The organism is Mycobacterium sp. NPDC003323, assembly GCF_053589535.1.
Map to the genome: position 1 here is coordinate 509556 of NZ_JBSFSB010000002.1, position 24699 is coordinate 534254.

Consider the following 24699-nt stretch of genomic DNA (forward strand, 5'->3'; position numbering starts at 1 on the left):
CGGCCGATCCCCCGTGGCTAACGCCGCAGCCCCGCCAGCAGCCGCTTGCCCAGCGTCGGCCGCGGCGCCGTGGCCGCCGCGTCGAGCATGTCGGACACCGCGGTGAACTTGTCACGCGGCCGCGTGCTGCCGCCGCGCGCGATCTCGGCCGCATCGATGGCACGCCAGCCCGCGGCGTCAACAACCGCGGGCTGGCGGCTTCGGACGAGCTTGTCCAGCGCCGCCGGCCTGTGATCCGGGTCGCCGAGCCGTCCTCGGTTGTAGTCCTCCACCAGGGTGCGCACGGTCTCGGCCGCGCACGACTTGTTGGTGCCGATGAATCCGGACGGGCCACGCTTGATCCAGCCCGCCACATACGCTCCGGCCGAACCGTCCACCCGGCCACCCTGATTGGGCACCACGGCGGCCGCCTCGTCGAACGGCAGATCCGCAATCGCCTTGCCGCGGTAGCCGATGGAGGTGAGCACCATCCCGGCTTCGATCACGGTGCCGCCGGCGAATTCGATGCCGGTGACCCGGCCCTCGCCGAGCACACGCTGCGGCGTGACGTTGTAGGCCAACCGGATTCGTGGCCGACGGATCGGCGCGGACGCGTCACCCAGCTTGGCCAGGATCTCCAGCTTGTTGCGGGTCAGCGGATCGGTCACGGCGGCCAGATCCGCGATCACCCGTTGGTGATCGGCCGCGTCGAGCACCACATCGCAACTGGCCGTCAGCCCGATCAACTCGGGCAGGGTGAAGGCGGAGAAGGCCGGTCCGCGGCGGGCCGCAATGACGACCTCCTGCACGTTCGATGAGCGCAGCGCCGCCAGTGCGTGGTCGGCGATATCGGTGCGCGCCAGCACATCCGGGTCGGTGCTGAGTATGCGCGCCACATCGAGAGCGACGTTGCCGTTGCCGACGATCACGACGCGCTCATGGCTGAGGTCCACGGCCAGTTCGGTGAAGTCGGGATGGGCATTGAACCAGGCGACGACCTCGGTCGCGGTGGCGGTGCCCGGCAGGTCCATCCCGTCGATGTCGAGGCGGCGATCGTTTGGCGCGCCGACCGCGTAGAGCACGGCATGGTGATGGGCCAGCAGGTCGGCATGCGAGAGATGCTTGCCCACTTCGACATTGAGGAAGAGTCGCAATCCGGCCGCCTCGGTCATCCGGTCGAACAGCCGGGTGACCCGCTTGGTGCTCTGATGATCGGGCGCCACACCGGCCCGGACCAGGCCATACGGCGTCGGCAGTTTCTCGAACATGTTCACCCGGACCCCTCGCTGGGTGAGCAGTTCGTCTGCGGCGTACATGGCGGCCGGCCCGGAGCCGACGATCGCGACGGTCAGCGGGCCCTTGCGTGGCTCGATCCGCGGCGCCTCCAGCACCGGCGCCAGCTTGGACGTCGGCGGGACCCTGCCCTCACGCTTGGGATAGAACGCGGCGTTCAGCTCGATGAACGGCAGTTGATTCTCGGTCAGCTTGCTGTCCGGCGAGATGGCGCCGACCGGGCAGGCGCTCACACAGGCTCCGCAGTCGACGCACGCCTGCGGATCGATGTAGAGCATCTCGGCGGTGGCGAAGCCCGGCTCATCCGGTGAGGGATGGATGCAGTTGACCGGGCAAGCGTAGACACAGGACCCGTCGCTGCAACACGACTGGGTGATGACGTGCGGCATGTCCCGGACTAGGCCACGCTGACCAGGTGCTCGCGTGCGGGCTCGCTACGGTAGCGCGCCGGCGGACCGTCGATCTTGCACAGCTTCCAGACCAGCTTGGCGATCGGGTTCATCAGGCCGGTGTCGTGGCAGAGCATGCGCACATCGGAGAACATGTTGCGCAGGAACATCCGCGATTCCGGTGCCTTGAAGAAGATCTCCTTGCGCACCGAGCGCGGGATGTCGAATTCCTTCCAGAACTCCCGCGGCGGCACCACGATCGCCGAGCACAGGATGCGCATGGTCAGCGGCACGAAGATCGACAGCATCCAGCGCTGCTTGCGACGCAGCTCGGGCACCCGCTTGTGCAGGTACTGGTGCGCGAAGGAGATGTGGCGCGCCTCCTCGGCGACGTGAATCGCCATGACGCGCTCCATGATCGGATGCAGCGCCTTGCCCTCACGCAGGACGTTCTTCTGGGTGTGGTCGATGGGCTCCTCACCGGCGAGCACGCCGAAGAAGAACGGGATGGGGAACGGGCCGGCGGCCAGCGGGATCGCCGGCTGCACCCACTTGAGCAGCTTGGGCATACCGGGAACGTCCACGCCCATCCGGTTGACCATCTCCTGGAACATCAGGGTGTGGTTGCACTCCTCGACCGATTCGTGCAGGCAGTACCGGTACTCCGGGGAGCCGTTGGGCACCCAGAACGAGTACTCCATGAGACCGCGGATGAGGATGTTCTCGAAGTGCAGGCCGACCTTGGCGACGTTGGCCTGACGCCACATCCCGATCTCGATCTGCCGCTCGACGGGCTGCGCCTGATACCAGGGATGACCACCGATCGGGTCGGTCGCGGGGAGGATCCAACGCTCGTCATTGGGGATCACGGCAAACTCGGGCGAGTCCCATTCGATGTCGTTGAACGGGTTGAAGCTGCGCCGCACCGAACCCTCGGACAGCGTCTCCAGCATCTCCACGTACTCGGTGTCATCGCGGACGTCCATGTTCTTGCGCCACCGCCGGATCACACGCGTCCTGGCTTCTTTGACAGCCATGTCGAGGCCTCCCTGCCCTACCGTGGTGTTTACATTCGATCGCTCGGTGTCTAAGGACAGTACCCGCGGTCCCAGTAATTAAACAGGGGCTTCCCGGAGGTGTGCCGCAGCCGGGTTATCCACATCACATGTGACTGCGGTCACCTTTCACGGTCGCGCCAGCAGACCGTGCTCCACCACGTCGACGGCCACCCGCAGCAGCTCGCGCAGCTCATCGTGGTCGCGCCGCAGCGCGTCGGGCCGCCACGCCAGACTGATGATCCCGTTCCACGCAGCCCACAGCGCAGTCGCCGTCTGTTCGGCGTCGACGGGCCGCAGGTCGCCTGCAGCAACGCCGGCGCGGATGGCCGCCACCAACCGATCGTTCTGTTCTCCGACGCGCTGCGCGAGCACCTGCGCGGTGCGCTGACCGGCGGGGTAGCGGCCTGGGTCCGGCGGGAATGCCAACATTCGGAAGTGCTCGGGCTGCTCGAGGGCGAATGCCATGTACTCCATTGCTGCCGAACGGATTTGATCGACCGGCGGACGCCCGTCCACATAGGCGCGGTCCATGTGCTCGCGGTCGACGGTCAGCGCGCGTTCCACCAGGGCGGCGTGCAGACCGGCCTTGGAACCGAAGTGGTTGTAGATCGATCCCACCGCCACCCCCGCCGCCGCGGCGATCTCCTCGACCGTGACATCACCCAGAGACCGTTCGGCGAACGCCCGCTCGGCGGCGTCGAGCAGGGCGTCCACGGTGCGCTTGGCTCTCGGATCCATCTTGCAAGCATTGCAAAAACTGCCGACCGAAGTTAGTTTCACTTCTTGCAACGGTTACAAGAAAGGCCTCACATGACTGCGACACCAGTTTCTCCACTCCTTCGGCCACCCGACGCAGCGGCGTTCGTCGCCACCGCGGAGCGCCTGACCAACAGTCATGACGCCGTCGGCACGGCGGCCGTCTACGCGCCCGACGCCACCCTGGAACTCGTCACCGACGGCGCCGTCGAGCTGCACCGGGGCGTCCACGAGATCGCCGCGGCGTGGTCCGCCGTCCTGGGCGCCGGAGCAAAACAAGGATTCACGGTCCGAAAGAGCGTCGTCGCCGCCGATGCCGACACGATCGTCAACCGGTGGGAGGGCACCTTCGGTTCGCATCGGCGCTGTCGCGGCATCGAATCGTGGCGCTTCGGCGACGACGGCCTGGTCGTCGAGCACCGCGCCGAGACCTTCCTGACCGTGCGATCAGCTGACGAACTGCGGGCCAAGCTGCGCCTGCTGCTGGGCGCACCGCGCGTGACCATCGCACTGGCCCGGGCACGTCGGGGCTGACATGGCGATCTCCACCGAACTGGGCACCGAGCACACCGTCGAGTTGCCACAGGGCCCCGTGGTCTACCGCGAACGCGGGGACGGGATGCCGGTGTTGTTCGTACACGGCGGTCTGGTCAACGCCGATCTGTGGCGCAATGTCGTACCCGTACTGGCAGCAACCGGCGGATACCGGCTGATCGCCCCCGATCTGCCGATGGGATCGCACACCCTGCCGATGAACGCCGGCACCGACGTCACCCCGCCCGGCGTCGTTGCGATCATCGTGGCGTTCCTCGATGCACTGGGCCTGGACCGGGTGGTCGTAGTGGCCAACGACGCCGGCGGCGCGATCAGCCAGATGCTGGCCGCGGACCATCCCGAACGGATCGCCGCGCTGGTGCTCACCTCCTGTGATCAGTACCTGCAGTTTCCGCCGCGCTACCTGAAGCCGGTGCGCTGGCTGGCCGCCATCCCCGGACTCGACAACCAGATCGCCTTGGCATTCCGATGGCGCGCGGTACACGGACCGTTCTTCTGGTCGGTGGCGCGCACTGCGCTGCCGGCACCGATCCGCGACTCATACCTGCGCCCGATGCTGACCGATGCCCGGATTCGTCGTCAGCTCATCCAGTTCTTCCGAGGCACCCGACCCAAGCACACCCTGCGCGCCGCCCGTCGGCTACGAAACTTTGTCCGCCCCACCCTGATTCTGTGGGGTGCGTCCGATCCGTGGTTCTCTCGCCGCGGTGGACGCCGTCTGGCGGCCACCATCCCCGGCGCCCGATTCGAGATGCTGGACGGCGCCCGCACATTCGTGCCGGAGGATGCGCCGAGGGAACTGGCCGAACGCATTCACGGCTTCCTCACCGCTGAAGCGGCAAAAGTGTCACAGTTGTAGCTAAGATTCGCCCGTCATTGTCGGCGGACGGGGATGCTCATGAATACGAAGAAGCGCGTCGATATCAGCGGCACGACTTCCCGGGTAGGCGGCAAGAAGAAATTCGTGCTGATCGCGGTGGGCCTCATCGTCCTCGTCATCGGCGCGATCATCCTGTCCTCGTGCGCCACCCAGATCGGGCCGGGACAGACCGCGGTCAAGGTCGACGATTACGTCCTGATCCCCACCGATCCCAAGGTCGAGGGTTGTATCGAGCCCGAGACCTCGGAGTTCAACCCGCCCGGGGGCTTCAAGGCCTACCGCTACCCGTCGCGGCAGATCAGCTGGGACGCCACCGGCAGCCCGGATTCCGAGGCCGACCCGACCATCGTGGTGTCCAATGCGACGGCACCGGCCGAACTGCGGGTGCCAGTCGTCATCACCTTCGACCTGACCACCGACTGCACCATGCTGATGGACTTCCACCGCGATTTCGGCACCAAGTACCAGGGCTGGCTCGACGACGAGGGCCTGGTCACCACCGGGTGGGTGAATCTGCTGCGCTACGCCATCGGCCAACCCGCCGAGCAGGTGCTGATCAGCGTCGCGCAGAAGTACACGTGGCGCGAGATCTGGAACGACGAGAAGGTCCGCATCGAATTCCAGAACGCGCTGCGCGATGCGCTGCCGGGGGCCTCCCGGTCGCGCACCGACGGCAAGGAGTTCTTCACCAACTTCCAGGTGACCGTCATGAAGCCGGATCCGGTGGACCAGGGACTCAAGGACGCGATCATCGCCGAGCAGAAGGCCATCGCCGACGCGCGCGCCGCCGAGGCCAAGGGCGTGGCCGACGCCAACGCCGCCCGGGCCAAGGCCGAGGCGGACCGGGCCGCCGCGCAGGCCCAGACCGAACTGGCCCGTCAGGTAGCCCTGCAGAAGCAGGCCGAGATCGCCGGCTATCCCAATGTGGAGGCATACCTGCGCGCGCTGGCCATCGAGAACGGCCAGAACCCCTACCAGCCGACGTACGTGGTGCCCCAGGCTCAGGGCTGAGCCGGGTGGGCCGATAATCTTGGCGCCATGGCCGAGCTGACGATTCCTGCCGATATCAAGCCGAAAGACGGACGGTTCGGCTGCGGCCCCTCCAAGGTCCGCCCCGAGCAGCTGGCCGCACTGGCCGCCGCTGGTGACCTGTTCGGCACCTCGCACCGGCAGGCCCCGGTCAAGAACCTGGTCGGCCGGGTGCGCGATGGGCTGCGTCAGCTGTTCTCGCTGCCCGACGGCTACGAGGTCATCTTGGGCAACGGCGGCTCGACGGCGTTCTGGGACGCCGCGGCATTCGGGCTGGTCGACAAGCGCTCGCTGCACCTGACCTACGGCGAGTTCAGCTCGAAGTTCGCCTCCTGCGTGGCCAAGAACCCGTTCGTCGGCGACCCGATCGTCATCAAGGCCGATGCCGGCAGCGCCCCCGAGCCGGTGTCCGATCCGTCGGTGGACGTGGTGGCCTGGGCACACAACGAGACCTCCACCGGCGTCGCGGTTCCGGTGCAGCGCCCCGAGGGCGATGCCCTGGTGCTCATCGACGCCACCTCGGCGGCCGGCGGGTTGCCGGTCGACATCACCGACACCGACGCCTACTACTTCGCGCCGCAGAAGAACTTCGCCGGTGACGGTGGCCTGTGGATCGCGGTGCTCTCACCGGCCGCGCTGGCCCGCATCGAGGCGATCGCCGGGAGCGGACGCTGGGTGCCGGACTTCCTGTCGCTGCCGATCGCGGTCGAGAACAGCCTGAAGAACCAGACCTACAACACCCCGGCGATCGGCACCCTGATCCTGATGGCCGAGCAGCTCGACTGGCTGAACGGCAACGGCGGCCTGGACTGGGCGGTCAACCGCACCGCGGACTCGTCGCAACGGCTGTACTCGTGGGCCGAGGCAGCCTCCTTCGCGACGCCGTTCGTCGCCGATCCGGCGCTGCGCTCGCAGGTCGTGGGGACCGTCGACTTCAACGATGCCGTCGATGCAAGCGCTGTCGCCGCAACATTGCGGGCCAACGGCATCGTCGACACCGAGCCGTACCGCAAACTCGGGCGCAACCAGCTGCGGGTCGCGATGTTCCCGGCCGTGGATCCCGACGACATCACCGCGCTGACCAAGTGCGTGGATTGGGTCGTCGAGCACCTCTAGCCCTGCGTGTCTGCGCGGTAACGGGCGCATAACAAAGTAGGGTGCGCAAAGGAGGTCACTATGCGGGAACTCAGGGTCGTCGGACTGGATGTGGACGGCAAACGGATCATCTGCGAAGCCTCCGACTCCGGTGACAATTTTGCCCTCCGTGTCGACAATCGGCTGCGCGCCGCGGTGCGCGGCGACAAGGCGACGTCCAACCAAACCGAGATCGAGGTCGAGGTGAATCCAGGGTTGCGCCCCAAGGAGATCCAGTCCCGGATTCGCGCCGGCGCATCGGTCGAACAGGTCGCCGCGCTCGCCGGTGAGGACATCGACCGGATCCGCCGCTTCGCCAACCCTGTCCTGCTGGAGCGCGCACGGGCAGCCGAACTGGCCACCGCCGCGCACCCGGTGCTGGCCGACGGGCCGTCGGTGCTGACCCTGCTGGAGACCGTCACCACGGCGATGATCTCGCGCGGGTTGGACCCGAACGCGACGAGCTGGGACGCCTGGCGCAACGAGGACGGTCGCTGGACCGTGCAGCTGTCATGGAAGGCGGGCCGCTCGGATCTGCAGGCGCATTTCCGGTTCACGCCCGGCTCGCACGGCGGCACCGTGGTCGCCTTCGATGACAGCGCGTCCGAACTGATCGACCCGAACTTCGCGCCCCGGCCGTTGCGTCCGGTGGCCGCCGTGGCACAGCTGGACTTCGAGGTGCCGGCCGCGCCGGTCTCGGGTCCGGTGACGCCGCCGGTGCCCGCGCCCGCGCCCGCCGCCACGGTCCTGCCGCCGGCGGTGGCCCCGACTCCCCCGCCCGTGCCGGCCCCGCAGCCCGCGGCCCCCGAGCCGACAGTGGCACAGTCCGAGACCTCGCCGGAAACCGCACCCGCACCCGCACCCGCACCCGCGGCCGATGCCGAGCCCGCCGCGACCAAGCCGCGCCGCGCCCGCAAGGCCAAGCCGTCTGTGCCCGCCTGGGAGGACGTCCTGCTGGGTGTTCGGTCCGGGACCCAGCGCTGAGCTGCAATCACATCCCCTAGAACGGCGGGTCGCCGTCGAGAGCGATCTGCAGTGCGTTGCGAGCCCGTTCGGCGTTGATGCGGTATTCGCGATCCTGTTTTCGGGTGCGCTGTCGCGTGGGCAGGGTGGGTACACGGTCGTCATGGTCGATGAGGCTGATGTGACGGATTCTCGGTATGTCGGTGTGAATCGTGTTGTGCGGGAACAGGACCGCTGCCATGGGCCTGGTGGTGTACGTGTGGCCGGTGGGTGCCGTCCACGTCGTCGATCCGTCGGGGTGGGCGGTGGGGGCCCAGCCGGTGTTCAGTGTTTTGACGAGGTGGTGCTCACGGCAGTAGGGGCGCAGGTTGCCGGGGTGGGTCGCGCCGGCGGGCCACGGGGTGACGTGGTCGAGGTCGGCTTTGTGCGCGGGGCGTCCGCAGCCGGGGAAGGCACAGGTCATGGCGGTCATGCGGACGTATGCCGAGAGCTTGGCCGACGGGCGGTATCGGGTTTCGGAGCCCAGCTCGACGGGGCTGCTCACGGGCCGGACTTTCGCGCCGGTGTTGATGAGCTCAGCGAGCAAGTGGGCCGGGATGATGGCGCCGTCCAGGGAGATGCCGGCTCCGGCGCCGGGCGGGGTGGCCAGCGCGGCGGGTGCGGCCGGTGACGCCGGGGGCGTGACGGAGGCTGCGGGTTCCGCAGACGCGGGTTCTTCGGCCGGGGGCTCTTGAGCCGCGGCCGGTTTCTCGGCTGACTGGTCCTCGTCGGATCCGTCGACCGGCCCGCGATCGGGTCCGACCGGTCCCGGCTCGGGCCCGCCGTCCGGCCCGGGTCCCGTCGCGGGTTCGACACTTTCTCCGGCCTCGGGGTTCTGGCCGGTGAGCACATAGATGTTGACGGCGGTGGAGCGCAGGTCTTTGCCCGAGCCGGGGCAACTGCTTTCGCCGCACAGGCAGGTGAGCCGGTCGGCGCCGGCCGCCACCGCGGCGATGGCGTCGACGCGGCGTTCCCGTTTGGTGCGCGGATCATTGGCGCAGACACCGCCGGCCAACTCATCGGCGCGGGCATCGGTGATCTTGGCGTCGGTGGTACGCATCCGACCCCAGAAGGACACGACACCGTCGGGGTCATCGTTGTCACCGAATTCGATGTAGCGGTCCTTGGCTGCGGCCTTGGACCGGATGACCGCCAGCGGATCGTATTTGTGGACCCAGAAGTCGACGGCCGCGGTCAGCGCGTTCTCCGACAGCATGCCGAACCCGTGGGCGTTCTCGGCGATCCCGGCATCGATCGAGGCCAACGCATCCGGGTCGGTGACCAGATTGGTGCGCCAGGTGATTGCACTGATCACCTTGGCCGAGATCGCGCCGGTGCCGAATATGGCCGCGGTCTGCGGGAGCCGTTCACGCAGCGCGACCCCGATGCGCATCTGGGTGTTCGCGGCGTGCGGACCGAGGTTGCAGGCCGCGCCGATCTGGGCCTTGGCTTGGGCCCAGCCGTCGATCAACTTCGATGCAGAGGCGTCGTCCTCGTCGTCGCACCAGCGGGCGGTGGCCTCGGCGATCAACGCCAATCGGCGTGCCGCGGCGGCGGCTTCGGCCCGGGTAGCGGCTGAGACCGCGGTGATGAGTGCCTCATCACTCAACGCCGCCGGCGTGTCACCACCCAATCCTTCGAACATGTGTTCTATACTACGCGCGGCCCCGACAAGTTCATTCGGACTGCGAAACCCCAGTTCAGAACCTCAGGGGACGCGGCATCGCCAGCGCCGCGCCGAGAATCCACGCGAAAAAGAAGGCCGCGCGCTCGCCCTGGCCGGCTGGTCCATGTCACACGGCTTCGCCACCCTCGCGCTCACGTCGAACATCCTCGAACTCCGGGACGCCGACCCCGCCGCGGTGGCCGAGAAGATCAGGCAGGGTGTCATCGCGCTGGGCACACTCGCGTCGCGCCGGTAACACGTACCCGACCGACAAAAAAGGGAAGACATCTCGTCTTCCCACTCTCAATTTATAGCGCACCCCCGGGCTTGCGGCAAGACCCGGGCTGTGCCGCAGAATCGCTGTCCTCGAACAAGATTCACCACATCAGAGGGGGAACAGTGCGCGTTCTGCTGTACACATTCGGGTCACGCGGCGACATCCAGCCGCTGGTCGCACTGGCGCTGGCGTTGCAGCGCCACGGCGCCGACGCCGTCTTCTGTGCACCGCCGGACTTCGGCGACCTGCTCGCCGCCAACGACCTGACACTGGTCCCCACCGGCCCGTCGGTGCACGAACTGGTCCACGTCCGGCGCGCCACCGCAGCGGACGCCCCGGCGTTGGCGGCCGAGCTGGTCGCCACCCAGTTCGGCACCCTGGACACCGCACGGCGCTGCGATGCGATCGTCGGCACCGGACTGATGCCGGCAGGTATGCGCTCCGTGGCCGAACTGGCCGGAATTCCGTACCGCTGCGCGGTGTTCACTCCGCACGTGCTGCCCGCACCCCACCACCACCCGCTGCCGCGGCCGGGTAAGCCGTTCCCCGCGGGCCTCGATGACCACGAGAAGCTGTGGCAACTGGACGCCGACAAGGTGCAGGCGCTCTACGGGGTTGCGGTCAATGCGCATCGCGACGAAGCAGGTCTGGACCCGGTCGACAATGTGCGCGATCACACGTTCACCGAACAACCGTGGCTCGCCGTGGACCCCATCCTGAGCCCGTGGCCGCCGGTGGCCGATATCAGTCCGGTGCAGACCGGAGCCTGGATCGTGCCCGATGAACGTCCGCTGCCGCCGGCGCTGGAGGACTTTCTGCAAGCCGGGCCGCCACCGGTCTACGCCGGGTTCGGCAGCGTCACCGCACCCGAGAACGCCGCCGAACTCGTCATCGAGGCCATCCGTGACCAGGGACGACGCGTCGTGCTGGGCAGCGGTTGGGCGGGTCTGACGAGCACGGCCGACGACTGCTTCGTCGTCGGCGAAATCAATCAGCAGGCGCTGTTCCCGCGTACCGCCGCGGTGATCCACCACGGCGGTGCGGGTACCACGACCGCGGCCGCCGCTGCCGGTGTCCCCCAAATCGTGGTCCCGCAGATCGTCGATCAGCCGTACTGGGCATCCCGGGTGGCCGCGCTCGGCATCGGCGTCGCGCACGACGGCCCGACGCCGACGCCCGCATCACTGGCCGAAGCGCTTACGCTGGTACTGAACCCCGAGACGCAGTCCCGCGCGAACGCCCTCGCCCACACCATCCGCACCGACGGGGCGAGCACCGCCGCAAAGATGCTGCTCACCGCATGACAGAACCCACCCGAATACGCAAGGGGCACATGACTTCCCAGGACCACAACGCCGAACTGCGGGCCGAGCGCGCCTACGTCGCCGCGCTGTATAAGCGCCTGGACGGCGAACGCAAGCGCGCCGACGAGCGGTATCGCGCCGCGCTGCGCGGTGATATCGACAAGCAGGACGGTGCGACGCTGGTGCAGCGTGACGCCGATGTGCGCGCCCTGGCCGGCGAGGTCAGCCGCCTCGACGTGGCCGACAGCGGCCTGTGTTTCGGGCAGCTGGAAAGCACCGAAGGTGAGCGGTCCTACATCGGCCGGATCGGACTGTTCGACAACGAGAACGACTACGAACCGCTGCTGCTGGACTGGCGGGCGCCGGCCGCGCGCGCCTTCTACGTCGCGACGGCCGCCAACCCGGAGGGCATGCGGCGACGGCGGCAGTTCCACACCCGCGGCCGCGACGTCCTCGATTTCACCGACGAGGTGCTGGGCCGGCCCGGTGCGGGTGAACGCGGCGATGCCGCCCTGCTGGCCGCGGTCAACGCGCCGCGCAGCGAGGGCATGACCGACATCGTCGCCACCATCCAGGCCGAGCAGGACGAGATCATCCGGCTCGACCATCCCGGCGTGCTGGTCATCGAAGGCGGACCCGGCACCGGCAAGACCGTGGTGGCTCTGCACCGCGTCGCCTATCTGCTCTACACCCAGCGCGAGCGCATGGAGCGACACGGCGTCCTGGTGATCGGCCCCAGCCCGGCCTTCCTGAACCACGTCGGCCGGGTTCTGCCGTCGCTCGGTGAGACCAATGTGGTGTTCCTGACCACCGGCGACCTGTTCCCTGGTCTGCACACCACCGCCGAGGACAGCCCCGAGGCGACCCGCATGAAGGGTTCGCTGGCCATGCTGGACGTGCTCAAGGCCGCGGTCGCCGACCGCCAGCGCACGCCGGAGGAACCGCTGCCGATCAAACTCGCCGACGTGACGGTGTCGATCAACGCCGAGACCGCCGAATGGGCGATCCAGGAGGCCCGCGAAACGGGTCTGCCGCACAACGACGCACGCACAACCTTCGTCGACGTCATCACCTGGGTGTTGACCGAGCGGGCCATCGCACGAATCGGGAAGGGCTGGCTGACCCGCGAGGACAAGCAGGCCTGGGAGCATCTGCGCTCCGAGTTGCTCGACGAACTCGACGATCACGAGGGGCTGGCCAAGGCGCTGAACCAGCTGTGGCCCGAGCTGACCCCGCAGACGCTGTTGGCCGGCCTCTACGAGTCACCGGAACGGCTCAGGGCGGCAGGCGCAGATCAGGCGCTGTATCGCGCCGACGGTGCCGCGTGGACCGTGGCCGACGTGCCGCTGCTCGACGAGCTGGTCGATCTGCTGGGCGGCGTCAAGGTCGACCTGGCCGCCGAACGGGAGCGTCAGGAGGAGCAGGCCTACGCGGCGGGTGTGCTCGATCTGATGGTGGCTCGCGAGGATCTGATGGACGACGAGGACCACCTCATCGCCGCCGACCTGATCGACGCCGAGGAACTGGCCGACCGCTTCACCGAACGCGACAACCGCGAACTCGCCGAACGTGCTGCCGCCGACCGGGAATGGACTTACCGCCACGTCGTCGTCGATGAGGCGCAGGAACTCTCGGAGATGGACTGGCGGGTGCTGATGCGCCGCTGCCCCAGCCGATCGTTCACCATCGTCGGTGATCTCGCCCAGCGCCGCAGTGCCGCCGGTGCGACCGCCTGGGAGCAGATGCTCAAGCCGTACGCCGCCGACCGTTGGGTGTACCGGCCGTTGACGGTCAATTACCGCACACCCGCGGAGATCATGGCCGTCGCCGCGGCGGTGCTCGCCGACTTCGCACCGAGCATCCGCCCGCCGGAGTCGGTGCGTTCCTGCGGCGTGCAACCCTGGGCCAAGCAGGTCACCGAGGACGAACTCGCCGCTGCCATACAGCATTTCGTCGACGATGAGGCGACGCGCGAGGGCACCAGCGTGGTGATCGGCCCGCCGGGGATGCCCGGCACGGTCACCGCGGCACACACCAAGGGCCTGGAGTTCGACGCCGTCCTGGTGGTCGCCCCCGAGCAGATCATCGCCGACGGCCCCCGCGGTGCTGCCGAACTGTATGTCGCCCTGACCCGGGCCACCCAGCGCCTCGGCGTGCTGCACCTCGGTCCGCTACCGGCCGCATTGCAGATATTGACCTGAAGTCACGTTGAGGTTCTACCGTCTGAGCCATGACGCCGACGATCGGGCTGGCCGGCAGCCTGCCGTACACCGACGATGTCGCTGCGGTCTCTGAAGAGACCAGGCGCGCCGAGGATTTGGGCTACGCCACGCTGTGGCGATCCGGTGTGCTGCCGATGGTCGCCGCCGCCGTGCGGGCCACCACCGCGATCCCGGTTGCCACCGGCATCATTCCGGTGTCGCGGGTCCCGGCCGCCGAGGTGATCGCGTTGCACGGCGAGGTCGACGCCGGCCGGTTCCTGGTCGGAATCGGCGGCGCGCACGGTCCTCGGCCGTTGCAGACCGTGGCCCGGTATCTCGACGAGTTGGACGCGGCCGGTATCGACGCCCATGCGCTGGCCGCACTCGGACCGAACATGCTGGCCCTGGCCCGGGAACGGGCCGGCGGCGCGTACCCGTATCTGGTGACCCCGGAATACGTCGGCGACGCCCGCCGGATCCTGGGACCGGACAAGCAGTTGTCCGTGCTGTTGATGGTGATCCCGTCGACCGAACGTGACACCGTGCGCACTGCCGTCACGGGGCCGCTGCAGTTCCTGGCCGCCGAACCGGGTGGCTATCGGCGGAACCTGTTGCGGCAGGGCTTCTCCGAGACCGATATCGACCGGGTCAGCGACCGTCTGCTCGACGGGATCACCGCCTCGGGCGACCCGGCCCGCATCGCAGAGCGGGTCGCGCGGTATCACGCGGCCGGCGCCGATCAAGTGGTGCTGCGGATCCTGGGCGTCGACGACACAGCCGTATGGCAGACGAAACTGGCTGCGGCGCTGATCGATTAGGACATCGCGATGGCCAGCAGCGCGATCCAGCCGAGTGCCACCCCGACCCCGGAACCGAGGACGAACCAGCGCCGCACCGGCATCCGGCGCCAGCCCCAGACCGTCGGGGCCAGTCCACCGACGGCCACCAGGTTGAGCCCGACGGCCAGCAGTGGATGGATGCGAATCAGACCGAGGCCGAGCACCACGATGGCAGCACCCACCACCGCGGCGACGAATGCCGCCACCGTCAGCCCGGTCCCCCAGGGTGTCGCCTCGTTCATCATTGCAACCTAGCGCGCTCGTAGAACGCCAGCGCGGCGGCGGTGGCGACATTCAACGAGTCCGTGCCCCGCGACATCGGGATGCGCACCCGCACATCGGCGGCCCGCATGGTGTGTTCCTTCAGGCCCGGCCCCTCGGCGCCCACCATCATCGCCACCTTCTGCCCCGCAAGATCGGCCATCGCCGATGCCAGGGTTGGAGCCGCCGGGTTCGGCGTCATGGCCAGCACCGTGAAACCGTTGTCGCGCAGCGTTTCCAGGTCGGCAGGCCAGGACGGCGCCCACGCGTAGGGCACCAGCAGCGCATGCCCCATCGACACCCGCACCGCGCGCCGGTACAGCGGGTCGGCGCATCCCGTGCCGAAGATGACAGCGTCCACGCCGAGACCGGCGGCATTGCGGAAGATCGACCCCAGGTTCTCGTGGTCGTTGACGCCCTCCAACACGGCCACCGTGCGGGCACCGTCGACCACCTCGGAAACCGTCAGCTCCGCCGGGCGCCGGGCGGCGGCAAGCACGCCTCGATTGAGGTGAAAACCGATGGCGTCGGCCATCACCTCGGCACTGGCCCGGTAGAACGGTACGTCGACCCTGTCCAGATCGGCGCCCAGTTCGGCGAGCCGGCGATCAGTACCCAGCATCGCGCGAGGCCGGAACCGTGAGGCGATCATGCGCTGCACCACCAACACACCCTCGGCGATCACCAGACCCTTCCCGCTGGGCAGGTCGGGGCGCCGATCCACGCTGTTGAGGTCGCGGAAGTCGTCCAGCCGCGGGTCGGCGGCGTCCGCGATATCGATGATGTCGGCCAGTTCAGGCACCCTCGTCGACGATGGCGAGCATCAGATCGGCGGCGGCCAACAGGGTGGCCCGCTCGTCGGACGTCAGCTCGGCCAACCGTTGCTGCAGCCATTCCCGGCTGGCGCGGCGCTCGGCCTCCAGGAGTTCGGCGCCGGCGGCCGACACCGACACCAACACCTGGCGTCCGTCATCGGGATGGGCGGTGCGATCGATGAATCCGAGGTCGACCAGTGACGCGATCACCCGGGTCATCGACGGCGGCCGCACCCGCTCGCGCGCGGCAAGCGCGCCGGGGGTCATCGGGCCCTCCTTGGCGACGGTCGACAGGGCCGACAGCTGGGACAGTGACACCGGTGAATCCGGCCTGCGGAACCGCAGTTGACGAGCCAGCCGGATGACGGCCAACGACAGATCGCTCGGCAACCGGGCATCGACGTCGTCTGTCACAGGCCTGAACAATACCGAGCGGGCATCGGCTAGGTTGTGAACCGATGGCCGATAACACCCCCGCCACCGCACCGGACCCGCCCGCCCTACCTGCGCGGCTGCTGGATCCGGTGCCGGTGATCGTGGTGATCGCGGCCGGATGGTTGGTCGCGGTGCTGCTCGCGTTCACCGTTCCCGGCCTGCACGATTGGCGGCCGATCACGGTCGCCGGGCTGGGCGTCGGCCTGCTCGGCACCTCCATCTTCCTGTTGCAACGTCGCTCCGCCCGGCGCGGAGACCGCGGCGCCCAGCAGGGCCTCACCTGAACCCCGAAGGAGCACAACGGATATGGGAGCACCACTGCTGCAGGCACAGATCGACATCGACGCGCCGCCGGCGACGGTGTGGGCGCTGATCTCCGACCTGAAGAAGATGCCACAGTGGAGTCCCCAGACCTGGGCCATGAAGCTGTTCGGCACGTTGCGGGTGGGCGCCAAGACGGTGAACTTCAACCGGCGCGGCCTACAGGTATGGCCGACGACGAGCACGATCACCGCGGTCGACCCGGAACGCAAACTGGCCTTCCGGGTGGATCTGAACGGCACCGAGTGGAGCTACGAGCTGGAGCCGATCGAGGGCGGAACCCGCGTCATCGAGAGTCGCCGCGCACCCAACGGCGTCAAAAAGGTCTCGACCGTACTTGTCAACGCGATGATGGGCGGGGTGCCGAGCTTCGAAGCCGAGCTGGTCGACGGCATGAACGAGTCGCTGCGCCGGATCAAGGCCGCCGCGGAGACTAGGTGAGGTCGATCACGCCGTCGTCGTAGGGCACGTACATCGGCGAACCCGCTCCGGCGGGTACGGGCGTGTCCGAATGCGCACCGCACCCGTAGGTGCTCTCGACCACCCGGCCGTCGGCCGACATCTCGTTGCAGCACACCCCGAACAAGGTGCCCAACGATCCGGACAGCTGCACGTAGAAACCGCATTCGCGGCATACCCGCCGGGTTGCCCGGGCCATCGCCGAACCCGGGCCGTACTCGCCCTCGTGCCAGCGCTCGGCGGCGTCGAGCCGGCCTTCCAGGCTGAGCACCCGGCGCTTGCCCAGGCCGAGTTCACCGGCGAGCTCGTCGAGTTCGGGATCCCCGCTGGACACGTGGCCGGGCACCAGGCGCGGATCGTCGGGCGGGGTGGCCAGCAGGTCGCCCGGGCTCAGATCACCCGGCTGCACCCGCTGTTCCCACGGCACCCACTGCGGGGCCAGCAGCGCCGTCGGGCCGGGAACAAGCACGACCTCCGAGATGGTCACATGGTCGGCGCCGGGGTAGGCCGCCACCACGACGGCCCACTGCCAACCCTGGTAACCGGGCTGGACGGCCAGGAAGCGGTGGGTCGCGGCGGTCTGGTCGTCGAAGACCGCACCGAGGTACTCGCCGACGGCGTCGGCACCGCTGAACTCCTCGATCGCCTCGCGCGCCGGCGCCACGGCACCCAGCAGCAACGCCTCCAGGGCGGGCGGTCGGTCCTGCGCCACCTCGGCTTCCTCGGCGGCGTTCTGCGGTTCGGTCATGCTTTCCATCGGCGTCCATATTGCCTGACCCGGCCCGTCGGAGCCACACCGGTGGCCTGCACGCGGGGGCGAGTGCTTTAAGGAACAATTGGGGACGTGTCTTCCCGGGATCCCCGCTACTACCCGCCGCGGCCACCGTCCGGCGACGAGCATCCGGGCATGGCGAACTATCCCAGCGACGGCGAGATGCCGCGCCGGCGCCGACAGCAGACCCCGAGCGCGAACCGGTGGTTGCCGCCCCTGGACGATGACCAGCACAGCACCCGCCGCCACCACGAGCCGCCGCCCCGGGCCGGCGCGGCCGCCGGTGAGCGGATCACCGTCACCCGGGCCGCGGCGCAGCGCAGCCGCGAGATGGGTTCGAAGATGTACGGCCTGGTGCACCGGGCGGCCACCGCCGACGGTGCCGACAAATCCGGCCTGACTGCCCTGACCTGGCCTGTCGTAGCGAATTTCGCTGTCGACGCCGCCATGGCGGTGGCGCTGGCCAACACCCTGTTCTTCGCGGCGGCCTCCGGGGAGAGCAAGAGCAAGGTCGCGCTCTACCTGTTGATCACCATCGCGCCGTTCGCGGTCATCGCTCCCCTGATCGGGCCGGCGCTGGACCGTTTGCAGCACGGGCGCCGGGTGGCGCTGGCGATGTCGTTTGCGCTTCGCACGGTGCTGGTGGTGGTGCTGATCTTCAACTACGACGGGGCAGGCGGCAGCTTTCCGTCCTGGGTGCTCTATCCGTGCGCACTCGGAATGATGGTGCTCTCCAAATCTTTCAGCGTGCTGCGCAGCGCGGTGACACCGCGGGTGTTGCCGCCCACGATCGACCTGGTACGGGTGAACTCGCGGTTGACGACCTTCGGTCTGATCTTCGGGACGATGATCGGCGGCGGTATCGCCGCCGGCGCGGAATACCTGTTCAACATGTTCGACCTACCCGGTGCGCTGTACGTGTTGGTGGCCGTGACCATCGGCGGGGCCGTGCTGTCCATGCGCATCCCCAAGTGGGTAGAGGTCACCGAGGGCGAGGTGCCGACCACCCTGAGCTACCACGGCGGCACCGATCAGCTGCGGCGCCGTTCCAGCGCGGCACGACAACCACTGGGCCGCAACATCATCACCAACCTGTGGGGCAACTGCACCATCAAGGTGATGGTGGGTTTCCTGTTCCTGTACCCGGCGTTCGTCGCCAAGTCACACGGTGCCGGCGGATGGGAGCAACTGCGCATCCTCGGCCTGATCGGTGCGGCCGCAGCAATCGGCAACTTCGCCGGCAACTTCACCGCCGCCCGGCTGAAACTGGGCCGTCCCGCCCTGCTGGTAGTTCGTGCGGCCAGCGTCGTGACGCTGGCCGCGCTCGCGGCCGCGGTGACCGGCAACCTGCTGGTGGCCGCCGCCGCGACGCTGATCACCTCGGGCTCCAGCGCCATCGCCAAGGCATCGCTGGACGCGTCCCTGCAGGACGACCTGCCCGAGGAATCGCGGGCGTCGGCCTTCGGTAGATCCGAATCGGTGCTGCAGCTGGCCTGGGTGCTCGGCGGCGCGACCGGCGTGCTGATCTACACCGAGCTGTGGGCCGGTTTCACCACTATCACCGCGGTCTTGATACTCGGGCTGGCGCAGACACTGGTCAGCTACAACGGAGCATCACTCATCCCGGGACTGGGCGGTAACCGTCCGGTCCTGGCCGAAACCGAAGGCGGCATGCTGAACACCCCCGACCCGTCCACCCGGGCCCACCGATGAAGCGCGCGCTGGCACTGCTGGGCGTCGTCACCCTGCTGTCCATCGCCGGGACGGCGGTGCTGGTCTGGCAGCTGAGCAAGCAACCGCACGACCCATACCCCAAGGTCAGCGCCTACGCCCACGGCAAGACCGTCCGGGTGGGACCGTACTTCTACTGCGATGTCGAAAATCTCGACGACTGCGAGAACGCCGAGACCACCGGCGAACTCACCATCAACGCACGTAGCGCCGTGCAGTTGGCGGTCGAACCGGCGATCGCACGGGCGCCGTGGTGGCTGGCACGCACCTATGAGGGCGCCGACGCCGCGATCGTGCAGGAGTTCCGGCCGGGCACCACGACGGCGGTGACCATTCCTCCGGTCGATGCGCTGTACGGCAGGCTGACCGGTGTCGTGGTGCAGCTACCCACGCTGGTGCGCGACGAGGCCGGCAACGAGTTCCCGCTGCCGCACGCCGAATGGTCGGTGCGCACGAACTGGGAGCCGTCGCAGGAGTATTCGGAGTCGGTGTCGGACTACCCGGGTCACTGACCGGCGGAGTGCGCGGCAGGCACCTGCTCGCCCTCGCGCGTCGGTCCCGGCGGGGTGCCGTCCCCGAACGGCCTGCCACCCAACGACTCCCGGCCGTGCGGGGTCAGCCAGTCGGACAGCTCCGGCCCCTTCGGGACGACCCTGGTGGGATTGATGTCGGTGTGCACGATGTAGTAGTGCTGCTTGATCTGCACGAAGTCGATGGTGTCGCCGAAGCCGGGCGTCTGGAACAGATCGCGCGCGTAGGCCCACAGCACCGGCATCTCGGCGAGCTTGGACCGGTTGCACTTGAAGTGCCCGTGATAGACGGGATCGAAGCGGGCCAGCGTGGTGAACAGCCGCACGTCGGCCTCGGTGATGGTGTCCCCCACCAGATATCGCTGGTTCTCCAGCCGCTCGGACAGCCAGTCCAGCGCGGTGAACAGCCGGTCGTAGGACTTCTCGTAGGCGTCCTGCGATCCGGCGAAGCCGCACCGGTAGACGCCGTTGTTGATCTCGGTGTAGACGCGCTGGGCGACCTCGTCGATCTCGTCGCGCAGGTGCTCCGGGTACAGCCGGGGCGCCCCGTCGCGGTGATACGCGGTCCACTCGGTGGAGAAGTCCAGCGTCATCTGCGCGAAGTCGTTGGTCACCACCTCACCGGTCGCGACCTCGACGATGGCCGGAACGGTGACGCCCTTCGGGTAATCCGGGATGCGCTTGTTGTAGGCGTCGCGCAGGTAGTGGATGCCCAGCACCGGGTCGACGCCGTCGGGATCGAGGTCGAAAGTCCAGCTGCGCTCATCGTGGGTCGGGCCGCAGAACCCTATGGACAGAACATCTTCCAGGCCCAGTAGGCGCCGCACGATGATGGTCCGGTTGGCCCATGGGCAGGCCCGCGCGACGACCAGGCGGTACCGGCCGGGCTCGACGGGATAGCCATCGGCGCCATCGGCGGTGATGCGCGTGGTGATGTAGTTGGTGTCGCGGTTGAACTCGCCCTTGGGATTCACGTAGCTCATGGCTCGAGTGTTCCCGCCCGGCGTCGAGAAGATGTCGACAAACAGCCGAATTTTCGACATCGAGTCGACGTTCGGCGCGCGGGAGCTACGCGTCGAGCTCCCGCGCGACGGCCTTGACGACCTCGGACACCCGGCGGGCGACCTTGCGGTCGGGGTACTTGCCCTTGCGCAGCTCCGGCTGAATGGTGCTCTCCAGCAGGGTGATGAGGTCACCGATCATGCCGTGTAGCTCGTCGGGGGTGTGCTTGTGCTCGGCGGCGGCGGCTTCACGCCGGGTGCGTGACAGGCTGGGCGGCGGGTCGATCAGCTTGACCTGCAGCGCCTGGGGTCCGCGACGGCCGGCAGCGACGCCGAATTCGACCTTCTGACCGGCCTTGAGCCCCTCGACACCCGAAGGCAACGCCGAGGACCGCACGTAGACGTCCTCGCCGTCCTCCTGAGACAGGAAGCCGAAGCCCTTCTCGGAGTCGTACCACTTCACCTTGCCGGTCGGCACTGCTGTCACCCGTTCACTCGGTAGATCACATAATTAATGCGTCCCGCCTGCGCAGGACGCAATTGCTCCGATTCTAACAAGTAGGCTGGGAGCACAGCTTGGAGGAGACCATGCGCCTGATACTGAACATCATCTGGTTGATCTTCGGTGGGCTCTGGCTGGCCCTCGGATATTTCCTGGCCGGACTCATCTGCTTCGTCCTCATCATCACCATCCCGTTCGGCTTCGCCGCGTTCCGCATCGGTGTGTACGCGCTGTGGCCGTTCGGCTACAAGGTCGTCGACAAGCCGGGCGCAAGGCCCGGCGCGGCGGTCGGCAACATCATCTGGCTGATCGTGGCCGGGATCTGGCTGGCGATCGGGCACGTGCTGTCGGCGATCGCCTTCGCGATCACGATCATCGGCATCCCGCTGGCCGTCGCGACCATCAAGCTGATCCCGGTCTCGTTGATGCCGCTGGGTAAGGAGATCGTGCCGACCGACGAACCCTTCGCGGGAGTGGCCCGGTGACGTTGACCGACCTCGGGTTGCCCATGCCGACCCGATCCAGCACAGCGGGCATGCCGACCACCGGTCCGCTGGTGGACACCTACGGCCGGGTCGCCACCGACCTGCGGGTGTCGCTCACCGATCGGTGCAATCTGCGCTGCACCTACTGCATGCCTGCCGAGGGACTCGACTGGCTTCCCGAGGCTCAGCTGCTCAGCGCCGATGAGCTGGCCCGCCTGCTGCGCATCGCGGTGACCCGCCTGGGTATCGACAGCATCCGATTCACCGGCGGGGAACCGCTGGTCTCGCAGCACCTGGAGCAGACCATCGCGGCCGCCGCGGCACTGCGTCCCCGTCCCGAGATCGCGGTGACCACCAACGGTCTGGGGCTGGCCAAGCGGGCGGCACGGCTCAAGAAGGCCGGACTGGACCGGGTGAATGTCTCGCTGGACACCGTGAACCCCGGGCATTTCGCCCAGATCACCCGCCGTGACCGACTGACCGATGTGCTGGCCGGGCTGGCCGCGGCCGCCGCGGCCGGGCTGGGTCCGGTCAAGGTCAACGCGGTGCTGGATCCGCGGACCGGGCTCGACGATGTCGTACCCCTGCTGCGGTTCTGCCTGGAGCACGGCTACCAGCTGCGGATCATCGAGCAGATGCCGCTGGACGCCGGACACGAATGGTCCCGGGCCAAGACCATCGAGGCCGAGACGGTGCTGAGCACCCTGCGCCGGCACTTCGATCTGCGTCCGGACACCGCGCCGCGCGGTTCGGCTCCGGCACAGTTGTGGCGCGTGGACGGCGGAACCGGGACCGTCGGCGTCATCGCCTCGGTCTCGGAGTCGTTCTGCGGTGCGTGCGACCGCACCCGACTCACCGCCGACGGACAAATCCGCAGTTGCCTGTTTTCGTCCACGGAGACCGACCTGCGCGTGCTGCTGCGCGGCGGCGCCGACGACGACGCGGTCGAGGCCGCCTGGCGGTCGGCGATGTGGGCCAAACCGGCCGGGCACGGGATCAATGATCCGAGCTTCATCCAGCCGGACCGCCCGATGAGTGCCATCGGCGGCTGAGCGCGGTGGACCTGCAGATCAGCATCCGGTATTTCGCCGCCGCCCGGGCCGCTGCGGGGATCGAGACCGAAACGTTGCGTTGTCCCACCGGCACCACTGTTCACACGTTGGTCGAGCGACTGTCGGGACGCGGGCCAGAATTGGCGAAGGTGCTCGCACGCTGCTCGTTCTTGGTTGACGGCATCGCGGTACGAGATAAAGCGGTTGCGCTTGAAACAACGCAAACCGTCGATGTCTTACCCCCGTTCGCCGGCGGATAGTCCGTGATTTACATCACATAACAAAACGGTCACAGTGCGACGACCTGCGGTTTGAGTCGTGAAAACACCTGCGGAAACGCCCGAATTCCCTGCGGCTTTAAAGTCCTCTCAGAATTCTTAGGCATAGGAAACGCCGACGCGCGGTCGAGATGACGCTCGCAGTTTCACCGGTTACCGTCTTGCCAAGCCGTTCGACCCAAATCGGATGGCCCCCCTCGTTTGATTGCGCCGAGCTCCATCCATCGGGCGAGGGACCACCCGAACCACTGGATGGAGGCGGGGGACCCACCCGGTCCGCCGAAAAGCAGACCAGGGACCACTTGGTTCCTTGGGGTGAAGCTTTGGTCATCACGACAAAGCCGGGCAACCTCTCCTGCCCGAACCCGACAGCTGACCTCGCGGGCGCTGACGAGAGGACCTTCTAGCTTCATGAGTGGACGGCACCGTAAGCCCACGTCATCTTCCGTAAGCGTCGCGAAAATCGCCTTCACCGGTGCAGTGATCGGCGGTGGCAGCATCGCACTGGCCGGTCAGGCCGGCGCTGCCACCGATGCCGAGTGGGACACCGTCGCGAGTTGCGAATCCAGCGGCAACTGGGCCATCAACACCGGCAACGGTTATCACGGCGGTCTGCAGTTCTCGCCGAGCACCTGGTCCGGTCATGGCGGCGGTGAATTCGCCCCGGTCGCCTACCTGGCCACCAAGGAAGAGCAGATCGCGGTCGCCGAGCGCGTGCTCGCCAATCAGGGCAAGGGTGCCTGGCCCACCTGCGGACGCGGACTGTCCGGTCCGACCCCGCGCAATGTGGTCGCCGAGCCCGCCCCGCTGGACAATCCGCTGCTGAACCCCCAGCTTCCCCCGCCGCCGGCACCCCTGCCGCCCGCTCCGGCTCCGCTGGCCGCCCCGGCCCCCCTGCCGCCCGCTCCCCTTCCGCCGGCCCCCGCCCCGCTGCCCCCGGCACCGATCGACGCCGTGCCGCTGGCCGCCCCGGCCCCGCTGCCCCCGGCACCCGCGCCCGCCCCGCTGCCCCCGGCACCGATCGACGCCGTCGCGCTCGCCGCTCCGGCCCCGCAGGCTCCGGTCGACCCGGCGGCACCGCTGCCCGGCGCCCCGGTGGACGCCCTGCCGCTCGACGCTGCGCTGCCCCCGGCACCGATCGTCGACGCCGCCAACTGGGACACCGTCGACGCAGCACCGGCCGATGAGCAGCCGCAGCTGTGGTCGCTGGAGGCCCCGATGCCGCTGGAGCCGGCCCTGCCGGTTCCGCCCGCTCCCGTCCCGGCGCCGGCACCGGCGCCCGCTCCGGCCGCCGTTGCGGCGCCCGCCGCACCGGTCGGCGTCGAGATTCCGCAGCCGGCCATGGATGCCGCCAACCAGGCCATCTCGGGTGACCTGCCGGTCGCGGCCGAGGGCGTCCCGCACCTGATCACCCCGGAGAATTTGGCACCCGGCACCACGCTCGACCCGAACGTGATGCCGAACGAGAGCGCCAATGTCAGCTACCTGCGCCAGATCTGGAATGCCGTCCAGCAGCAGCAGATCACCGGCAAGGACGCGCTGATCGCCATCACCACGCAGCGCTCGCTGACCGGCAATGCCCCGGCCGGGCAACCGCAGGTTCCGGTGCCCCCGCCCGGCGCCCCGGTGCCGCCGGCGCCGCTGCCGGTTCCCCCGGCTCCGCTGCCCTGACCCGACCCAAACGCAATGTCGCCC

The 24699-nt window shown here is 68.4% G+C and carries 27 protein-coding genes and 1 riboswitch; of the genes, 17 read left to right on the top strand and 10 right to left on the bottom strand.

Translation table 11 applies throughout. The features are described from left to right. Positions 1-17: 17 nt before the first annotated feature. From ACWDUN_RS09265 to ACWDUN_RS09275, 3 genes are all read right to left on the bottom strand, one after another. Positions 18-1661: an FAD-dependent oxidoreductase gene (locus tag ACWDUN_RS09265; RefSeq protein WP_449927655.1), complete on the bottom strand. Its 1644-nt coding sequence runs from the start codon at positions 1659-1661 to the stop codon at positions 18-20. A gap of 8 nt (positions 1662-1669) precedes the next feature. Next, positions 1670-2698 carry an AurF N-oxygenase family protein gene (locus ACWDUN_RS09270; protein ID WP_449927658.1) on the bottom strand — a complete coding sequence of 343 codons (1029 nt, stop codon included), beginning with the start codon at positions 2696-2698 and terminating at the stop codon, positions 1670-1672. 147 nt (positions 2699-2845) lie between these two features. Beyond that, positions 2846-3457: a TetR/AcrR family transcriptional regulator gene (locus ACWDUN_RS09275; RefSeq protein WP_449927661.1), complete on the bottom strand. Its 612-nt coding sequence runs from the start codon at positions 3455-3457 to the stop codon at positions 2846-2848. A gap of 72 nt (positions 3458-3529) precedes the next feature. Between ACWDUN_RS09275 and ACWDUN_RS09280 the strand changes: the two genes are divergently transcribed. From ACWDUN_RS09280 to sepH, 5 genes are read left to right on the top strand one after another with little or no spacing between them, the layout of a single operon-like run. Next, a complete protein-coding gene (locus tag ACWDUN_RS09280; RefSeq protein WP_449927664.1) occupies positions 3530-4009 on the top strand; it encodes a nuclear transport factor 2 family protein in 480 nt (159 codons plus the stop codon). 1 nt (position 4010) lies between these two features. After that, positions 4011-4889: an alpha/beta fold hydrolase gene (locus ACWDUN_RS09285; protein ID WP_449927667.1), complete on the top strand. Its 879-nt coding sequence runs from the start codon at positions 4011-4013 to the stop codon at positions 4887-4889. Between the two features lie 39 nt (positions 4890-4928). After that, a complete protein-coding gene (locus ACWDUN_RS09290) occupies positions 4929-5921 on the top strand; it encodes a membrane protease subunit, stomatin/prohibitin (protein WP_449927670.1) in 993 nt (330 codons plus the stop codon). 27 nt (positions 5922-5948) lie between these two features. Further along, a complete protein-coding gene (gene serC / locus ACWDUN_RS09295) occupies positions 5949-7055 on the top strand; it encodes a phosphoserine transaminase (protein WP_449927673.1) in 1107 nt (368 codons plus the stop codon). 60 nt (positions 7056-7115) lie between these two features. Beyond that, complete coding sequence (sepH, locus tag ACWDUN_RS09300) at positions 7116-8057, top strand: septation protein SepH (RefSeq protein ID WP_449927676.1); 942 nt, start codon at positions 7116-7118, stop codon at positions 8055-8057. A 16-nt stretch (positions 8058-8073) separates the two neighbouring features. On the opposite strand, the gene ACWDUN_RS09305 is transcribed toward sepH, so the two are convergent. Further along, positions 8074-9720, bottom strand: coding sequence for a DUF222 domain-containing protein (locus ACWDUN_RS09305; protein ID WP_449927679.1), 1647 nt, complete (start codon positions 9718-9720; stop codon positions 8074-8076). Between the two features lie 145 nt (positions 9721-9865). On the opposite strand from ACWDUN_RS09305, the gene ACWDUN_RS09310 reads away from it, so the two are divergent. The 4 genes from ACWDUN_RS09310 (at position 9866) to ACWDUN_RS09325 (ending at position 14341) form a co-directional block, all read left to right on the top strand. Continuing rightward, positions 9866-9997 carry a hypothetical protein gene (locus ACWDUN_RS09310; protein ID WP_449927682.1) on the top strand — a complete coding sequence of 44 codons (132 nt, stop codon included), beginning with the start codon at positions 9866-9868 and terminating at the stop codon, positions 9995-9997. A gap of 143 nt (positions 9998-10140) precedes the next feature. Then, positions 10141-11322, top strand: a complete 1182-nt coding sequence (locus ACWDUN_RS09315) for a glycosyltransferase (protein ID WP_449927685.1) — start codon at positions 10141-10143, stop codon at positions 11320-11322. Positions 11323-11351: 29 nt separating this feature from the next. Next, positions 11352-13523: an RNA polymerase recycling motor ATPase HelR gene (helR, locus tag ACWDUN_RS09320; RefSeq protein WP_449927813.1), complete on the top strand. Its 2172-nt coding sequence runs from the start codon at positions 11352-11354 to the stop codon at positions 13521-13523. A 29-nt stretch (positions 13524-13552) separates the two neighbouring features. Continuing rightward, positions 13553-14341: a TIGR03620 family F420-dependent LLM class oxidoreductase gene (locus tag ACWDUN_RS09325; protein ID WP_449927688.1), complete on the top strand. Its 789-nt coding sequence runs from the start codon at positions 13553-13555 to the stop codon at positions 14339-14341. Here the strand turns inward: ACWDUN_RS09325 and ACWDUN_RS09330 are convergent. Genes ACWDUN_RS09330 through ACWDUN_RS09340 form a run of 3 tightly spaced genes read right to left on the bottom strand, consistent with a single transcriptional unit; the run spans position 14338 to position 15852 of the window. Further along, positions 14338-14607: a DUF2537 domain-containing protein gene (locus ACWDUN_RS09330; protein ID WP_449927691.1), complete on the bottom strand. Its 270-nt coding sequence runs from the start codon at positions 14605-14607 to the stop codon at positions 14338-14340. The genes ACWDUN_RS09325 and ACWDUN_RS09330 overlap by 4 nt on opposite strands. Then, positions 14604-15425: a TrmH family RNA methyltransferase gene (locus ACWDUN_RS09335; RefSeq protein ID WP_449927694.1), complete on the bottom strand. Its 822-nt coding sequence runs from the start codon at positions 15423-15425 to the stop codon at positions 14604-14606. Before ACWDUN_RS09335 ends, ACWDUN_RS09330 begins: the two co-directional genes overlap by 4 nt. Then, on the bottom strand, positions 15418-15852 hold the full coding sequence (locus ACWDUN_RS09340) for an Rv0880 family HTH-type transcriptional regulator (RefSeq protein WP_449927696.1): 435 nt from the start codon (positions 15850-15852) through the stop codon (positions 15418-15420). Before ACWDUN_RS09340 ends, ACWDUN_RS09335 begins: the two co-directional genes overlap by 8 nt. A gap of 44 nt (positions 15853-15896) precedes the next feature. Between ACWDUN_RS09340 and ACWDUN_RS09345 the strand changes: the two genes are divergently transcribed. Next, positions 15897-16157 (top strand): DUF2530 domain-containing protein, encoded by a 261-nt coding sequence (locus tag ACWDUN_RS09345; protein ID WP_449927699.1) that lies wholly within the window; start codon positions 15897-15899, stop codon positions 16155-16157. A 22-nt stretch (positions 16158-16179) separates the two neighbouring features. After that, positions 16180-16635: an SRPBCC family protein gene (locus ACWDUN_RS09350; protein WP_449927702.1), complete on the top strand. Its 456-nt coding sequence runs from the start codon at positions 16180-16182 to the stop codon at positions 16633-16635. Here ACWDUN_RS09350 and ACWDUN_RS09355 read toward each other — a convergent pair. After that, positions 16628-17401: a DUF3027 domain-containing protein gene (locus ACWDUN_RS09355; protein WP_449927704.1), complete on the bottom strand. Its 774-nt coding sequence runs from the start codon at positions 17399-17401 to the stop codon at positions 16628-16630. The two genes, ACWDUN_RS09350 and ACWDUN_RS09355, sit on opposite strands and share 8 nt — an antisense overlap. A gap of 159 nt (positions 17402-17560) precedes the next feature. On the opposite strand from ACWDUN_RS09355, the gene ACWDUN_RS09360 reads away from it, so the two are divergent. Both ACWDUN_RS09360 and ACWDUN_RS09365 read left to right on the top strand, forming a co-directional pair. Beyond that, positions 17561-19138 carry an MFS transporter gene (locus ACWDUN_RS09360; RefSeq protein ID WP_449927815.1) on the top strand — a complete coding sequence of 526 codons (1578 nt, stop codon included), beginning with the start codon at positions 17561-17563 and terminating at the stop codon, positions 19136-19138. Continuing rightward, positions 19135-19668 (top strand): DUF2771 domain-containing protein, encoded by a 534-nt coding sequence (locus tag ACWDUN_RS09365; protein ID WP_449927706.1) that lies wholly within the window; start codon positions 19135-19137, stop codon positions 19666-19668. The genes ACWDUN_RS09360 and ACWDUN_RS09365 overlap by 4 nt, the downstream gene beginning before the upstream one ends. Here ACWDUN_RS09365 and ACWDUN_RS09370 read toward each other — a convergent pair. Both ACWDUN_RS09370 and ACWDUN_RS09375 read right to left on the bottom strand, forming a co-directional pair. Continuing rightward, the gene (locus tag ACWDUN_RS09370; RefSeq protein WP_449927707.1) at positions 19662-20669 is read right to left on the bottom strand and encodes a glutathione S-transferase family protein; all 1008 of its coding nucleotides are present in this window, start codon (positions 20667-20669) and stop codon (positions 19662-19664) included. The two genes, ACWDUN_RS09365 and ACWDUN_RS09370, sit on opposite strands and share 7 nt — an antisense overlap. Before the next feature lie 85 nt (positions 20670-20754). After that, positions 20755-21165 carry a cold-shock protein gene (locus ACWDUN_RS09375; RefSeq protein WP_449927817.1) on the bottom strand — a complete coding sequence of 137 codons (411 nt, stop codon included), beginning with the start codon at positions 21163-21165 and terminating at the stop codon, positions 20755-20757. 110 nt (positions 21166-21275) lie between these two features. Here ACWDUN_RS09375 and ACWDUN_RS09380 point away from each other — a divergent pair, with 110 nt between their 5' ends. The 4 genes from ACWDUN_RS09380 (at position 21276) to ACWDUN_RS09395 (ending at position 24675) form a co-directional block, all read left to right on the top strand. Further along, positions 21276-21674 carry a YccF domain-containing protein gene (locus tag ACWDUN_RS09380; RefSeq protein WP_449927709.1) on the top strand — a complete coding sequence of 133 codons (399 nt, stop codon included), beginning with the start codon at positions 21276-21278 and terminating at the stop codon, positions 21672-21674. Then, positions 21671-22726 (top strand): GTP 3',8-cyclase MoaA, encoded by a 1056-nt coding sequence (moaA, locus tag ACWDUN_RS09385; RefSeq protein WP_449927711.1) that lies wholly within the window; start codon positions 21671-21673, stop codon positions 22724-22726. Before ACWDUN_RS09380 ends, moaA begins: the two co-directional genes overlap by 4 nt. A 5-nt stretch (positions 22727-22731) precedes the next feature. Next, positions 22732-22986 carry a MoaD/ThiS family protein gene (locus tag ACWDUN_RS09390; RefSeq protein WP_449927713.1) on the top strand — a complete coding sequence of 85 codons (255 nt, stop codon included), beginning with the start codon at positions 22732-22734 and terminating at the stop codon, positions 22984-22986. A gap of 245 nt (positions 22987-23231) precedes the next feature. Further along, positions 23232-23406: riboswitch (cyclic di-AMP (ydaO/yuaA leader) on the top strand. A 9-nt stretch (positions 23407-23415) separates the two neighbouring features. Further along, complete coding sequence (locus ACWDUN_RS09395; protein WP_449927715.1) at positions 23416-24675, top strand: transglycosylase family protein; 1260 nt, start codon at positions 23416-23418, stop codon at positions 24673-24675. Positions 24676-24699: the final 24 nt, after the last annotated feature.

Coding starts and splice junctions, on each gene's coding strand:
- sepH (WP_449927676.1), top strand. CDS start 7,116: ATGCGGGAACTCAGGGTCGTCGGACTGGATGTGGACGGCAAACGGATC.
- helR (WP_449927813.1), top strand. CDS start 11,352: ATGACTTCCCAGGACCACAACGCCGAACTGCGGGCCGAGCGCGCCTAC.
- ACWDUN_RS09275 (WP_449927661.1), bottom strand. CDS start 3,457: ATGGATCCGAGAGCCAAGCGCACCGTGGACGCCCTGCTCGACGCCGCC.
- ACWDUN_RS09350 (WP_449927702.1), top strand. CDS start 16,180: ATGGGAGCACCACTGCTGCAGGCACAGATCGACATCGACGCGCCGCCG.
- ACWDUN_RS09280 (WP_449927664.1), top strand. CDS start 3,530: ATGACTGCGACACCAGTTTCTCCACTCCTTCGGCCACCCGACGCAGCG.
- ACWDUN_RS09270 (WP_449927658.1), bottom strand. CDS start 2,698: ATGGCTGTCAAAGAAGCCAGGACGCGTGTGATCCGGCGGTGGCGCAAG.
- ACWDUN_RS09290 (WP_449927670.1), top strand. CDS start 4,929: ATGAATACGAAGAAGCGCGTCGATATCAGCGGCACGACTTCCCGGGTA.
- ACWDUN_RS09365 (WP_449927706.1), top strand. CDS start 19,135: ATGAAGCGCGCGCTGGCACTGCTGGGCGTCGTCACCCTGCTGTCCATC.
- ACWDUN_RS09310 (WP_449927682.1), top strand. CDS start 9,866: ATGTCACACGGCTTCGCCACCCTCGCGCTCACGTCGAACATCCTCGAA.
- ACWDUN_RS09355 (WP_449927704.1), bottom strand. CDS start 17,401: ATGACCGAACCGCAGAACGCCGCCGAGGAAGCCGAGGTGGCGCAGGAC.
- ACWDUN_RS09360 (WP_449927815.1), top strand. CDS start 17,561: ATGGCGAACTATCCCAGCGACGGCGAGATGCCGCGCCGGCGCCGACAG.
- ACWDUN_RS09330 (WP_449927691.1), bottom strand. CDS start 14,607: ATGATGAACGAGGCGACACCCTGGGGGACCGGGCTGACGGTGGCGGCA.
- ACWDUN_RS09345 (WP_449927699.1), top strand. CDS start 15,897: ATGGCCGATAACACCCCCGCCACCGCACCGGACCCGCCCGCCCTACCT.
- ACWDUN_RS09265 (WP_449927655.1), bottom strand. CDS start 1,661: ATGCCGCACGTCATCACCCAGTCGTGTTGCAGCGACGGGTCCTGTGTC.
- ACWDUN_RS09285 (WP_449927667.1), top strand. CDS start 4,011: ATGGCGATCTCCACCGAACTGGGCACCGAGCACACCGTCGAGTTGCCA.
- ACWDUN_RS09395 (WP_449927715.1), top strand. CDS start 23,416: ATGAGTGGACGGCACCGTAAGCCCACGTCATCTTCCGTAAGCGTCGCG.
- ACWDUN_RS09325 (WP_449927688.1), top strand. CDS start 13,553: ATGACGCCGACGATCGGGCTGGCCGGCAGCCTGCCGTACACCGACGAT.
- ACWDUN_RS09370 (WP_449927707.1), bottom strand. CDS start 20,669: ATGAGCTACGTGAATCCCAAGGGCGAGTTCAACCGCGACACCAACTAC.
- ACWDUN_RS09305 (WP_449927679.1), bottom strand. CDS start 9,720: ATGTTCGAAGGATTGGGTGGTGACACGCCGGCGGCGTTGAGTGATGAG.
- ACWDUN_RS09380 (WP_449927709.1), top strand. CDS start 21,276: ATGCGCCTGATACTGAACATCATCTGGTTGATCTTCGGTGGGCTCTGG.
- serC (WP_449927673.1), top strand. CDS start 5,949: ATGGCCGAGCTGACGATTCCTGCCGATATCAAGCCGAAAGACGGACGG.